At 62.5% G+C, this 12,507-nt stretch carries 12 protein-coding genes; 7 read left to right on the top strand and 5 right to left on the bottom strand.

The window, feature by feature from the left end:
• The first annotated feature begins 26 nt into the window (after nucleotides 1-26).
• Nucleotides 27-506 carry a pantetheine-phosphate adenylyltransferase gene (gene coaD / locus CFII68_RS10055; RefSeq protein ID WP_003177462.1) on the top strand — a complete coding sequence of 160 codons (480 nt, stop codon included), beginning with the start codon at nucleotides 27-29 and terminating at the stop codon, nucleotides 504-506.
• Nucleotides 507-639: 133 nt separating this feature from the next.
• Nucleotides 640-891 (top strand): YfhL family 4Fe-4S dicluster ferredoxin, encoded by a 252-nt coding sequence (locus CFII68_RS10060; RefSeq protein ID WP_003206534.1) that lies wholly within the window; start codon nucleotides 640-642, stop codon nucleotides 889-891.
• A gap of 160 nt (nucleotides 892-1,051) precedes the next feature.
• On the opposite strand, the gene CFII68_RS10065 is transcribed toward CFII68_RS10060, so the two are convergent.
• From CFII68_RS10065 to CFII68_RS10075, 3 genes are read right to left on the bottom strand one after another with little or no spacing between them, the layout of a single operon-like run.
• Nucleotides 1,052-1,372: a hypothetical protein gene (locus tag CFII68_RS10065; RefSeq protein WP_018609455.1), complete on the bottom strand. Its 321-nt coding sequence runs from the start codon at nucleotides 1,370-1,372 to the stop codon at nucleotides 1,052-1,054.
• 44 nt (nucleotides 1,373-1,416) lie between these two features.
• Nucleotides 1,417-2,229: a bifunctional DNA-formamidopyrimidine glycosylase/DNA-(apurinic or apyrimidinic site) lyase gene (mutM, locus tag CFII68_RS10070; RefSeq protein ID WP_003206537.1), complete on the bottom strand. Its 813-nt coding sequence runs from the start codon at nucleotides 2,227-2,229 to the stop codon at nucleotides 1,417-1,419.
• A 30-nt stretch (nucleotides 2,230-2,259) separates the two neighbouring features.
• Nucleotides 2,260-3,075: an HDOD domain-containing protein gene (locus CFII68_RS10075; RefSeq protein ID WP_172681187.1), complete on the bottom strand. Its 816-nt coding sequence runs from the start codon at nucleotides 3,073-3,075 to the stop codon at nucleotides 2,260-2,262.
• A 191-nt stretch (nucleotides 3,076-3,266) separates the two neighbouring features.
• Between CFII68_RS10075 and CFII68_RS10080 the strand changes: the two genes are divergently transcribed.
• The 3 genes from CFII68_RS10080 to ilvD all read left to right on the top strand — a co-directional run bounded on the left by CFII68_RS10080 (nucleotide 3,267) and on the right by ilvD (nucleotide 7,994).
• Complete coding sequence (locus CFII68_RS10080) at nucleotides 3,267-4,463, top strand: class I SAM-dependent rRNA methyltransferase (protein WP_003206543.1); 1,197 nt, start codon at nucleotides 3,267-3,269, stop codon at nucleotides 4,461-4,463.
• 215 nt (nucleotides 4,464-4,678) lie between these two features.
• Nucleotides 4,679-5,884 carry an MFS transporter gene (locus CFII68_RS10085; RefSeq protein ID WP_018609451.1) on the top strand — a complete coding sequence of 402 codons (1,206 nt, stop codon included), beginning with the start codon at nucleotides 4,679-4,681 and terminating at the stop codon, nucleotides 5,882-5,884.
• Between the two features lie 268 nt (nucleotides 5,885-6,152).
• The gene (gene ilvD / locus CFII68_RS10090) at nucleotides 6,153-7,994 is read left to right on the top strand and encodes a dihydroxy-acid dehydratase (protein ID WP_018609449.1); all 1,842 of its coding nucleotides are present in this window, start codon (nucleotides 6,153-6,155) and stop codon (nucleotides 7,992-7,994) included.
• Between the two features lie 154 nt (nucleotides 7,995-8,148).
• Here the strand turns inward: ilvD and CFII68_RS10095 are convergent, their stop codons facing one another.
• Nucleotides 8,149-9,204, bottom strand: coding sequence for a hypothetical protein (locus CFII68_RS10095; RefSeq protein ID WP_018609447.1), 1,056 nt, complete (start codon nucleotides 9,202-9,204; stop codon nucleotides 8,149-8,151).
• Between the two features lie 243 nt (nucleotides 9,205-9,447).
• Between CFII68_RS10095 and CFII68_RS10100 the strand changes: the two genes are divergently transcribed.
• Nucleotides 9,448-10,839, top strand: coding sequence for an L-cystine transporter (locus CFII68_RS10100; protein WP_033062731.1), 1,392 nt, complete (start codon nucleotides 9,448-9,450; stop codon nucleotides 10,837-10,839).
• 151 nt (nucleotides 10,840-10,990) lie between these two features.
• Here CFII68_RS10100 and CFII68_RS10105 read toward each other — a convergent pair whose 3' ends face one another.
• On the bottom strand, nucleotides 10,991-11,503 hold the full coding sequence (locus CFII68_RS10105; RefSeq protein WP_018609443.1) for a dihydrofolate reductase: 513 nt from the start codon (nucleotides 11,501-11,503) through the stop codon (nucleotides 10,991-10,993).
• An 86-nt stretch (nucleotides 11,504-11,589) separates the two neighbouring features.
• Between CFII68_RS10105 and CFII68_RS10110 the strand changes: the two genes are divergently transcribed.
• Nucleotides 11,590-12,507: DUF2868 domain-containing protein (locus CFII68_RS10110; protein ID WP_018609441.1), on the top strand; the 918-nt coding region annotated here is incomplete at its 3' end.

The raw sequence follows: 12,507 nt of genomic DNA, 5'->3' as shown, positions 1-12,507 counted from the left end.
CAACGAACTCCCGCCAGGACGACGCGATGAACCGAGTGTTGTACCCAGGTACCTTCGACCCTATTACCAAGGGCCATGGCGATCTGGTCGAACGCGCCGCGCGCCTGTTCGACCATGTGATCATTGCCGTCGCCGCCAGCCCGAAGAAAAACCCGCTGTTCCCGCTGGAACAACGTGTGGAACTGGCCCGCGAGGTCACCAAGCACCTGCCCAACGTGGAAGTGGTCGGTTTCTCGACGCTTTTGGCGCACTTTGCCAAGGAAAAGAACGCCAATGTGTTCCTGCGTGGCCTGCGGGCAGTCTCGGACTTCGAGTACGAGTTCCAACTGGCCAACATGAACCGCCAACTGGCACCGGACGTCGAGAGCCTGTTCCTGACGCCGTCGGAGCGCTACTCCTTCATTTCCTCGACGCTGGTCCGGGAAATCGCGGCGTTGGGCGGAGATATCACCAAGTTCGTCCACCCGGCCGTGGCCGATGCGCTGACCCTGCGCTTCAAGAAATAACCGGCTGGCGCTGCGAGCCACCTCGCAGCGCGGCGCAGTCCATCGCGCCCGCGTGCACTGCGCTCGCCAATGCGGCACAATTGCGCCCATACGTTTTCATATGCCCGGGCCCAACGCCCCGGCAGGAGCCTGCATGTCCCTGATCATCACCGACGACTGCATCAATTGCGACGTCTGCGAACCTGAATGCCCGAACGAGGCCATTTCCCAAGGCGAGGAAATCTACGTCATCGACCCGAACTTGTGCACCCAGTGCGTCGGCCATTACGACGAACCCCAGTGCCAGCAGGTTTGCCCGGTGGATTGCATCCCCCTGGACGAGGCCCATCCGGAAACTGAAGAACAGTTGATGGCGAAGTATCGCAAGATTACTGGCAAGGCATGAGCCAGGTTTTGTAGCGTCTTTGCCGGCCTCTTCGCGAGCAAGCCCGCTCCCACAGGAATCGACTGTGTTCACATAATTTGTGTCCTAAGCACATCCTTTGTGGGAGCGGGCTTGCTCGCGAAGAGGCCCTCAGCCACCACCAAGATGTAACTGTTGACCTTCACTCCTGCCGCTCAAACCCCTCCCCAATACACCCCAGGCACCGCACAAACGTGGCCTTCGCCGGGTCCACCACCAACGCCTTCCCCGCATCACCGACCCCGCCACCCAGCGCGGTAAAGGGCAACGACACCACGAATGCCCCGGCGCCAATCACTGTGGCGGCGAGCAGCAGCGGACGGGCAATCAGCAGGTCGCCGATCATGGCGAAGGCCGGCGGGTTCTGGATGGTGTAGCGCGGGTCGCCGCTGCCGTCGCTTGCCAGGGCAGGCAAACCGACACTCAGCAGCAGCGCTAGAACGACAGGTCGAAGCAGTTTCATGGGCGATCCTTCGGCTAAATACTGACTATAGACCGTAGGACAAATCAGCTCTGACAGCGTGGACACCAGACGCTGGCGCGCTGGCCCAGGCGGATTTCCCGCAGCCCCGTACCACACACCTTGCACAACTCCCCGCCCCGGCCGTAGACGAACAGTTCCTGCTGGAAATAGCCGGGTTGGCCATCCCCGCCGATAAAGTCCCGCAGCGTGGTGCCGCCGCGCTCGATGGCATGGGCGAGGATGCGCTTGATCTCGATCGCCAGCTTCAGGTAACGCGCCCGGGAAATGCCCCCGGCGGCCCGGCGCGGGTCGATCCCGGCGGCGAACAGGGCCTCGGTCGCGTAGATATTGCCCACGCCCACCACCACCGCGTTGTCCATGATGAACGGCTTGACCGCCATGGACCGCCCCCGCGAAAGCTGGAACAACCGTTCGCCATCGAACAGGTCGGTCAACGGCTCGGGACCCAGGCGAATCAACAGCTCGTGATTGAACGGGTCGAGGCTCCAGAGCATCGCGCCAAAGCGGCGCGGGTCGGTGTAGCGCAAGGCCAGGCCGGACTCCAGCTCGATGTCCACGTGCTCGTGCTTGGCGGCCGGCATGCCGACTTCCACCAAGCGCAGGTTCCCGGACATGCCCAGGTGGCTGATCAACGTGCCGACCTCGGCATTGATCAACAGGTACTTGGCCCGCCGCTCTACCTGCACGATGCGCTGGCCCGACAGCCGCACGTCGAGATCTTCCGGGATCGGCCAGCGCAGGCGGCGGTCGCGGACCACCACGCGGCTGACCCGCTGGCCTTCAAGATGGGGCGCGATTCCGCGACGGGTGGTTTCGACTTCCGGCAGTTCTGGCATGAGGCTCTCGAGTCAGGCGAAGCCCCGCACTCAACGAGTGGCGAGGTCGCGAATTTCCTGTTTCTGGGTCTGGAAGTCGTATTCCGACAACCCGATGTAATCGAGCACAAGGCTCCCGACGCAATCCCACTCGTGGTCTTCGGCCTGATTGCCGAGCACCCGGTGGGACGCACAGATGTTCTCGGACATTTTCAGGATCGCCAGCAGGTTCTTCAACGGGCTGTTGTTGCGTGAAGACTCGTCGCTGAAGATCGCCAGGGCATTGTGGTGGTTGGCGATGGCCTGGCTGACGTGATCCGGCAGGCGCCAGGATTTGGAAGTGTAGTAACCGACCACCGCATGGTTGGTGTTGAACTCACGGTTCTCGGTGTCCACTACCCGGCACTCGGCGCTGGCATTGGCGTAGGCCTCTTCCAGCACGCCCATGTAGCTGGGGAACTGCTTGAGCATCAACGGCACACCGCAATCGTGGAACAACCCCAGTGCATAGGCTTCGTCACCGTTCTCCAGGCCGACGCGCTTGGCCAGGGTCAGGCAGGTCATCGCCACGTCCTGGGCGGTATCCCAGAAGCGGTTCAAGGTGACGATGGCGTCGTCGTGCAACTCGCCCTTGATCGACAGCGCATTGATCAGGTTGATGATCGAACGGCTGCCCAGCAGGTTCACCGCGCGCTGGATCGAGGTGATCTTGTTGCGCAGGCCGTAATACGGCGAATTGACGATCTTGAGCAGGGCGCCCGAGAGGCCCGGGTCTTGGGAGATCAACTTGGCGATGGTCTCCAGGTCCGGATCGGGCATGTACTGCTCCATCTGCAGATCCACCATGATCTGCGGCTGGGGCGGCACACTGATGCCTTGCAGGGACTGTTGGATCTGTTCAGCGGAAAGTTCTTTGGACATGCGTACACACTCCAGGTCAGGCGGGGATTCTAACCCTTAAAGATGGATCCGATACACCGCCGGGCCACCGATCGTCCTTCAAGCCCGTCAACCCTTGCAACACGGTATACTCCCGCTCTTTTTTCCGGAGCGACGTCATGTCCCTGCCTAGCCTGCGCCTCAAAGCCAACGCCGACCGTCGCCTGCGCGCCGGCCACCTGTGGGTCTACAGTAACGAAATCGATGTAGCCGCCACCCCGCTGCACGGCTTCAAGGCCGGCGACCAGGCCATCCTCGAAGCCGCCGGCGGCAAGCCGCTGGGCATCGTTGCGATGAGCCCCAACAACCTGATCTGCGCCCGGCTACTGTCCCGTGACGTGAAGCTGCCGCTGGACAAATCCCTGCTGGTGCATCGCCTCAACGTGGCGTTGTCCCTGCGCGAGCGGCTGTTCGACAAGCCGTTCTATCGCCTGGTCTACGGTGACTCCGACCTGTTGCCAGGCCTGGTGGTCGACCGTTTCGGCGACATCCTGGTGGTGCAGATCGCCTCGGCCACCATGGAAGCCCACAAGGACGACGTGATCGCCGCCCTGACCCAGGTGCTCAAGCCCAGCGGCATCCTGTTCAAGAACGACTCCGCGGCCCGTGACGCCGAAGGCCTGAACCGCTACGTCGAGACCGTGTTCGGCCTGGTGCCGGAATGGGTCGCCCTGGAAGAGAACGGTGTGAAGTTCGAAGCGCCGGTCATGGAAGGCCAGAAAACCGGCTGGTTCTACGACCACCGCATGAACCGCGCACGCCTGGCCCCGTACGCCAAGGGCAAGCGTGTACTGGACCTGTTCAGCTACATCGGCGGCTGGGGCGTGCAAGCCGCCGCGTTCGGCGCCAGTGAAGTGTTCTGCGTCGATGCCTCGGCCTTCGCCCTCGACGGTGTCGAGCGCAACGCCGCGTTGAACGGCTTCGCCGAGAAGCTGACCTGCATCGAAGGCGACGTGTTCGAAGCCCTGAAGGAACTCAAGGCCAGCGAAGAGCGTTTCGACGTGATCGTGGCCGACCCACCCGCTTTCATCAAGCGCAAGAAAGACCTGAAAAACGGTGAAGGCGCCTATCGCCGCCTCAACGAGCAAGCCATGCGCCTGCTCAGCAAGGACGGCATCCTGGTCAGCGCGTCGTGCTCGATGCACCTGCCCGAAGACGATCTGCAAAACATCCTGCTGACCAGTGCTCGTCATCTGGACCGCAACATCCAACTGCTCGAACGCGGCGGCCAGGGGCCAGACCATCCGGTACACCCGGCCATCGCCGAAACCCGCTACATCAAGAGCATCACCTGCCGGTTGTTGCCCAACAGCTGAGGCCGGGCGGGGCCAGTGCCGTAGCGCTGTGCCCCGCACACTCCAATTGCATGCTGATCGCGGCCTTGGCTGCGATTTTTTTTTGCGCGTCTGAATAAGTCTGTAGGAGAACCCCCACGCAATTACCAGAGCCGTCCTACTCAATCTCCCCGTGACGGGCGGACATGACGCATTAGGATTGAAAGCGACCCCTCAGGGACGCCTTGGAACGCCTCATGACTGATCCGCAAAACCGCCTGGCTACCCGCAAACCGGCCACCGTCGGCTTGTTGCTGATGCTGACATTGCTCGGCGTCTTTCCAATCGATGTGGTGCTGCCCTCATTCCCTGCACTGTCCGAGCATTTTCAGAGCCCATCCTCCGATATCGCCCTGTCTGTCAGCCTGTTCGCAGTGGGTATCGCCCTTTCGCAACTGCTGATCGGTCCGCTTTCCGACGTCATGGGGCGAAAAAATCTACTGCTGATCGGGATCACCGTTGCAGCCATCGGAGCAACAGGTTGCGTGTTCGCCGACAGCTACTGGACCTTTCTCTTCTTCCGTGTCGTCCAGGCCTTGGGGTGCGGTTGTTTCGTGCTGTCCCAGGCGCTGATCCAAGACCTGTTCACTGGCCGGGAACAGCAGCGACTGCGAATCTTCCTGGTCACCTGCGGGGGGATTTTCATTTCCGTTTCACCCCTGGCCGGCACCGGGCTGCAAAGCTGGATGGGCTGGCGTGGCAGCTTCCTGGTGTTCATTGTCCTGGCCATGGGTGTATTCGCAAGCGCCTGTCTTTTACTTGAACGCTCCACGGCAGGTAGCCAACCCAGGCGCCTGAATTTCATCGCAGCCTATCGAACGGTCTGCGCGGACTTCAGCTTCATGGCCTATTGGCTAACCTCGGCGCTGGCTTTTTCCTGCCACTTTTCGTTCATTGTCATTTCACCGTTGGTCCTGATCGACCAGTTGCACCTCTCCTCCGAGGCTTTTTCACTGGCGCTGCTGGGCTATGGGCTGGCCTATATTGGCGGGGGCGCGGTGGCGTCCGTGCTGAGCAATCGCATCGACTCGCAGACGCAAATCATCACCGGCCTGGTCCTGATCCTCTCGGCGGGGGTCCTGATGCTGGGGCTCTCCAGCCACCTGGGCTTGTCAGTCACCACCCTGTTGCTGCCCATGATCGTGTGCACCGCCGGAACGACCATCGCCCGCGCAGCCGCCCACACCCAAGCCATGAACAGATTTCCCGAGCGGGCCGGCACATCGGCCTCGGCCGGTAGCGTGTTGATCTTCATCCTCGGCGGGCTGACCAGCGCCGCGATCAGCCTCACCCCGCTGGACTTGCAGCTCACCCTGGCCCTCTGCCTGGTCCTGCTCAGCCTGCTGGGGCTGGCACTCAATGCCCTGGTCCGGCATCGCTACAAGGGGTTGCTGGCCGATTGAACGCTGCCAGTCGTCATCCCGCGCACGACATTGGCGCCCGATCGGCGCTTTGCGTCATTTCATCCTGGCGCCAGCGGTGTAGAATCGCGTCATTCATCGCCATTCATCCCCGGCGGGTTTATGAGCTCATGCTGAGGCGCGCAGTGATCCTGCAAAGTCATCAGCCACTTGCGGACACACGGCCAAACCCGGGTGCTCCAGACGTCGACAGAAGCTCACTTCCCCATTGATACCTGATAAGTACCTGATTAGCCGCCCGGAGTGCTCCATGCCTGATTACCGCTCGAAAACATCCACCCATGGCCGCAACATGGCCGGCGCCCGTGCCTTGTGGCGCGCCACGGGGATGAAGGATGACGACTTCAAGAAGCCGATCATCGCCATTGCCAACTCCTTCACCCAGTTCGTACCGGGCCACGTCCACCTCAAGGACCTCGGCCAGCTGGTTGCCCGGGAAATCGAGCGCGCTGGCGGCGTTGCCAAGGAATTCAACACCATCGCCGTGGACGACGGCATCGCCATGGGCCACGACGGCATGCTCTATTCGCTGCCGAGCCGCGAGATCATCGCCGACTCCGTCGAGTACATGGTCAACGCCCATTGCGCCGACGCCATCGTGTGCATCTCCAACTGCGACAAGATCACCCCGGGCATGCTCATGGCCGCCCTGCGCCTGAACATCCCGGTGATCTTCGTCTCCGGCGGCCCGATGGAAGCCGGCAAGACCAAGCTCGCCAGCCACGGCCTCGACCTGGTCGACGCCATGGTCATCGCCGCCGACTCCAGCGCCTCTGACGAGAAGGTCGCCGAGTACGAGCGCAGCGCCTGCCCGACCTGCGGTTCGTGCTCCGGCATGTTCACCGCCAACTCGATGAACTGCCTGACCGAAGCCCTGGGCCTGGCCCTGCCGGGCAACGGTTCGACCCTGGCCACCCACAGCGATCGCGAACAGCTGTTCCTGCAGGCCGGCCGGACCATCGTCGAGCTGTGCAAGCGCTACTACGGTGAGAACGACGAGTCGGTGTTGCCACGCAACATCGCCAACTTCAAGGCGTTCGAAAACGCCATGACCCTGGACATCGCCATGGGCGGTTCCACCAACACCATCCTGCACTTGCTGGCCGCTGCCCAGGAAGCCGAGATCGATTTCGACCTGCGCGACATCGACCGCCTGTCCCGTCACGTGCCGCAACTGTGCAAGGTCGCGCCGAACATCCAGAAGTACCACATGGAAGACGTGCACCGTGCCGGCGGGATCTTCAGCATCCTCGGTTCCCTGGCCCGTGGCGGCCTGTTGCACACCGACCTGCCGACCGTGCACAGCAAGACCATGGCCGAAGGCATCGCCAAGTGGGACATCACCCAGACCACCGACGAGGCCGTGCATCACTTCTTCAAGGCCGGCCCGGCGGGCATCCCGACGCAAACCGCGTTCAGCCAGTCGACCCGTTGGGAAACCCTGGACGACGACCGTGAAAACGGCTGCATCCGCAGCGTCGAGCACGCGTACTCCCAAGAGGGCGGCCTGGCCGTGCTGTACGGCAACATCGCCCTGGATGGCTGCGTGGTGAAAACCGCCGGCGTCGATGAGTCGATCCATGTGTTCGAAGGCAACGCGAAGATTTTCGAAAGCCAGGACAGCGCCGTGCGCGGCATCCTCGCTGACGAAGTGAAGGCCGGCGACATCGTGATCATTCGCTACGAAGGTCCGAAAGGCGGCCCGGGCATGCAGGAAATGCTCTACCCAACCTCCTACCTGAAGTCCAAGGGCCTGGGCAAAGCCTGCGCCCTGCTGACCGATGGCCGGTTCTCCGGCGGTACCTCGGGCCTGTCCATCGGCCACGCTTCGCCGGAGGCTGCGGCGGGCGGCGCCATCGGCCTGGTGCGCGATGGCGACAAGGTCCTGATCGACATTCCGAACCGCTCGATCAACCTGTTGGTCAGCGACGAAGAACTGGCCGGGCGCCGCGTCGAACAGGACAACAAGGGCTGGAAACCGGTGGAAGTACGTCCACGCAAAGTCACCACGGCCCTCAAGGCCTACGCCCTGCTCGCCACCAGCGCCGACAAGGGCGCGGTGCGGAACAAGGCGATGCTTGACGGCTTGTAAGCGCTGCAACCGCCCATAAAAAAGCCCCGCCAAGTGCGGGGCTGATCGTTCCCACGCTCTGCGTGGGGATGCCGCAAGGGACGCTCTGCGTCCAGTGACGCGGAGCGTCACGGTATGCATTCCCACGCAGAGCGTGGGAACGATCATTACCGGCTTACTGGATATCTTCAGGTTTGACGATCACCCAGTTCTTGTCCGCCGTCACCGGCAGTCCTTCCTTGGCCTGGGCCGCGGCGTGCTTGGCCATCATGCCGTTAATCTGGGTCATGTACTTGTCCTTGCGGTTGACCCACAGGTGGATACCGCCCTTGGCCACGTCCACATCGTGGAACAGCATGTAGCCGTCACTGGTCGGCGTGTCACCCGCCACCAACACCGGTTTTTTCCATTCGTCGATGTACGTCAGGATCGCCGCGTGCTTGCCGGCCATCCAGGTCGCCGGGGTCCACAGGTAAGGCGTGTACTCCAGGCCGAGGTTGGCCTTCTCGTCATATTTGCCGTTGGTGATCTGCTTGCGCGCGGTGGTCAGCTCGCCGGTCTTGCGGTCCTTGAGCAGCGTGGTCACGCCGATCACGTTCTGCGGCTTGAGGTTGTAGCCGTACTTCGGATCGGAAGCGACCATGCGCACCAGCTCTTCGGAAGCGGCGGTCATGACATAGACCTCAATGCCGTTTTCCATCAGCTTGTTGTACAGCTCAGCCTGGCCGGTGAAGACTTTCGGTGGGTTGACGTTGTACTGGACCACCTTGTCGCCGTCGTAATACGTGGTCGGCACTGGCTTGCCGGACGCCATCAGCTCGTCGACATAGCCCTTGAGCTCCTTGAGGGTAAAGCCGGAGAACACCTGGGCCACCCATGGGTAGCAGACCATGTCATCCACTTCGCACAGGCGGTAGTAGTAGCTGAACAGGCTTTCCTTGTGGTCGGCGGTGTCCTTGAACGGCATCAGCTTCAAGGATGGGTCCAGGGTTTCCCGGGTGATGAGGCCCTTGTTCTCCATGAACGGCAGCAACGACTCTTCCAGATCGTAGCGGTAACTGGTGTTGTCCATGTCGAACACCGCGTAGTTACCCTTGTTGGCGTTGGCCGCGATCATCGTCTCCAGGGCCTTGGCTTGTTCCGCCGGCCAGTGTTTGAGATCGGTAGCGAGTGCCTGGCCAGCGAGACCAAGACTCAAGGCGACAGCGAGAAAACGAGGTGCGAGCTTCATCGGCATTTCTCCCGGGTTCAAAAGAACTCGACGCTAACAAATGCTTGTGACAGTCCTCGCCTACCCGCGACCGCTTGCGTCTTGATAGCGCCAGCGACATATCCGTAAACGCCGCTGCCATATTCCATAAACGACAATCTACATGCGTTTTTAGTATTAATTCATTAGTTATCAGGCTGTTAGGCTTCCCGACTCACAGTCGCGGCTTCGGGCGACTGGCACGTCTTATCGGAGTCTCTTTTGATAAATCTGCCGCTGTTCCTCAATCTTCTGGTGTTCCTCGCCTTGCTGTTCGGCCTGGCACAAACCCGTCACCGCACCTGGAGCCTGGCCAAGAAAGTGCTGCTGGCACTGCTTATGGGCGTGGTGTTCGGCATTTCGCTGCACACGATTTACGGCGCCGGCAACCCGGTACTCAAGGCCTCGATCGACTGGTTCGACCTGGTGGGCAACGGCTACGTGCAGTTGCTGCAAATGATCGTGATCCCGCTGGTCTTCGCCTCGATCCTCAGCGCCGTGGCCCGCCTGCATAACGCCTCGTCCCTGGGCAAGATCAGCTTCCTGACCATCGGCACGCTGCTGTTCACCACCGCCATCGCCGCGCTGATCGGCATTGGCCTGACCAACCTGTTCGGCCTCACCGCCGAAGGCCTGGTGGCCGGCACCCAGGAACTGGCGCGCCTGCAAGTGATCCAGAGCGACTACGCCGGCAAGGTCGCCGACCTGAACATCCCGCAATTACTGCTTTCGTTCATCCCACAGAACCCCTTTGCCGACCTGGCCCGGGCCAAGCCGACCTCGATCATCAGCGTGGTGATTTTCGCCGCGTTCCTCGGGGTCGCGGCGTTGCAGTTGCTCAAGGACGACGTGGAGAAAGGCCAGAAAGTGATCAACGCCATCGACACCCTGCAAAGCTGGGTGACGCGCCTGGTGCGCCTGGTGATGAAGCTGACGCCGTACGGTGTACTGGCGCTGATGACCAAGGTGGTGGCCGGTTCCAACCTGCAGGACATCATCAAGCTCGGCAGTTTTGTCGTGGTGTCGTACCTGGGGCTGGGCCTGATGTTCGTGGTCCATGGCCTGCTGGTGTCCGCTGCCGGGATCAACCCGTTGCGCTTTTTCCGCAAGATCTGGCCGGTGCTGACCTTCGCCTTCACCAGCCGCTCCAGCGCGGCCACCATCCCATTGAGCATCGAAGCCCAGACCAGTCGCCTCGGTATCCCACGGGCGATTGCCAGCTTCAGCGCCTCGTTCGGCGCCACCATCGGCCAGAACGGTTGTGCCGGCCTTTATCCGGCCATGCTGGCGGTGATGGTCGCGCCGACTGTGGGCATCAACCCGCTGGATCCGGTGTGGATCGCGACGCTGGTGGCGATCGTGACGTTGAGTTCGGCCGGGGTGGCCGGGGTCGGTGGCGGTGCGACGTTCGCCGCGCTGATCGTGCTCCCGGCCATGGGCTTGCCGGTCTCGCTGGTCGCCTTGCTGATTTCCGTCGAACCGCTGATCGACATGGGCCGTACGGCGTTGAACGTCAGCGGCTCGATCACCGCCGGGGCGATTACCAGCCAGGTGATGCAGCAGACTGACAAGGCGTTGCTCGATGCGCAGGAGCATGGGGAGCTGGTGCACGCTTGATTGCCCTGATACCTGTGGGAGCAAAGCTTGTGGGAGCAAGGCTTGCCCGCGATCCGGTCACCTCGATCCATGGTAGACCGCGTCGCTTTCATCGCGGGCAAGCCTTGCTCCCACAGGCCTTGCTCCCACAGGCATTGCTCTCCCACAGGGCTTACAGCTTCTCCCACACCTCAAAGCTGTAGGCCGGCTTGTCCCCTTCAGCCGGGTTCGGCTGGTTCGAAACCAGCGTCCACTGGCTCGAATCGAACTCAGGAAACCACGCGTCACCCTCAGGGCTCAGCGCCACGCGGGTCAGGTACAGTCGATCCGCCTGCCCCAGGGCCTGGGCGTACAGTTGGGCGCCGCCGATCAACATCAACTCGTCGACGCCCTGCTCCAGTGCCCACGCCTCGGCCCGCGCCACCGCAGCCTCCAGGGTGGAAAACACTTCTGCGCCCTCCAGCACCAGGCCCGACTGGCGACTGACCACGATGTTCAGGCGTCCCGGCAGCGGTCGACCGAGGGAATCCCAGGTCTTGCGCCCCATGATGATCGGCTTGCCCAGGGTGGTGGCCTTGAAGTATTTGAAATCCCCCGGCAGGTGCCAGGGCATGCTGTTGTCGACGCCGATCACACGGTTTTCACCGAGGGCTGCGATCAGGCTTAAGGGGAGAGTTTTGTTCATGGCCGCGAGGATACCAGAGGCTCGGCGTACCCCGACAGGCATCACAGCGGTTATGCTCAACCCTCATTCGAGCAACGGAAGCACTCGTGACAGTACTGCAGAACCTCTGGTTGACCGAGACAATACGCCTGCGTGAAGAACACGCCGGCCCGCTCGAGGACCAGGAAGCCAATCGCCTGGCCCGTGGGGCCGGCGGCGACTTGGCCACGCGCATCCGCCACCGCGCCCGCTGGCTGGCCGAACGCGATGGCCTCACCGAGGCCCTGCGCCATTGGCTGCAAGGGGCGCGCCTGGCGCTGGTCGCATTGGCGTTGCTCGCTATCATCAGCGGCGCCGGCCTGGGCTTTGCCGCACTCGGCGACGGGCAAACGCCGGTCAATGTCTTCTGGGCCTTGGGCAGTCTGTTGGGGCTGAACCTGATCCTGCTCATCGGCTGGGCCCTGGGCCTGATGTTCGCTGGCGAGCAAGGTGCCACGCTGGGACGCCTGTGGCTGTGGCTCAGCGAAAAACTCGCCCGCGACGCCAAGGCCGCCCAACTGGCACCGGCCCTGCTGCTGTTGCTGCAACGGCACAAACTCAATCGCTGGGCCCTCGGCGTGTTGGTCAATGGTCTGTGGCTGCTGGCGATGCTCAGTGCGCTGGTCATCGTCCTGCTGCTGATGGCGACCCGGCGCTATGGCTTCGTCTGGGAAACCACCCTCCTGGGCGGCGAGACCTTCGTCGCCATGACCCAGGCCCTCGGCGCGCTGCCGGCGCTGCTGGGCTTCAGCGTGCCAACGGTGGACATGATCCGCGCCAGTGGCGACGCCGCTCTGAACATCGAAAGCGCCCGCCAGGCCTGGGCCGCCTGGCTGGTCGGCGTGCTGCTGGTCTATGGCCTGTTGCCGCGCCTGGGCCTGGCGCTGCTGTGCCTGTGGCGCTGGCGGCGCGGCCGCGCCTCCCTGCGCCTGGACTTGAACCTGCCGGGCTACGCCCAATTGCGTGAACGGCTGATGCCCAGCAGC

The organism is Pseudomonas sp. CFII68, from assembly GCF_000416195.1.
Classification (GTDB): Bacteria; Pseudomonadota; Gammaproteobacteria; order Pseudomonadales; family Pseudomonadaceae; genus Aquipseudomonas; species Aquipseudomonas kilonensis.
The sequence above is the reverse complement of the archived record's forward strand: the minus strand, read 5'-3'. Positions and strand labels throughout refer to the sequence as shown.

Excerpts from the sequence above, each read along its gene's own strand:
- coaD (WP_003177462.1), top strand. The coding sequence starts at position 27 with ATGAACCGAGTGTTGTACCCAGGTACCTTCGACCCTATTACCAAGGGC.
- CFII68_RS10060 (WP_003206534.1), top strand. The coding sequence starts at position 640 with ATGTCCCTGATCATCACCGACGACTGCATCAATTGCGACGTCTGCGAA.
- CFII68_RS10065 (WP_018609455.1), bottom strand. The coding sequence starts at position 1,372 with ATGAAACTGCTTCGACCTGTCGTTCTAGCGCTGCTGCTGAGTGTCGGT.
- mutM (WP_003206537.1), bottom strand. The coding sequence starts at position 2,229 with ATGCCAGAACTGCCGGAAGTCGAAACCACCCGTCGCGGAATCGCGCCC.
- CFII68_RS10080 (WP_003206543.1), top strand. The coding sequence starts at position 3,267 with ATGTCCCTGCCTAGCCTGCGCCTCAAAGCCAACGCCGACCGTCGCCTG.
- CFII68_RS10085 (WP_018609451.1), top strand. The coding sequence starts at position 4,679 with ATGACTGATCCGCAAAACCGCCTGGCTACCCGCAAACCGGCCACCGTC.
- ilvD (WP_018609449.1), top strand. The coding sequence starts at position 6,153 with ATGCCTGATTACCGCTCGAAAACATCCACCCATGGCCGCAACATGGCC.
- CFII68_RS10095 (WP_018609447.1), bottom strand. The coding sequence starts at position 9,204 with ATGAAGCTCGCACCTCGTTTTCTCGCTGTCGCCTTGAGTCTTGGTCTC.
- CFII68_RS10105 (WP_018609443.1), bottom strand. The coding sequence starts at position 11,503 with ATGAACAAAACTCTCCCCTTAAGCCTGATCGCAGCCCTCGGTGAAAAC.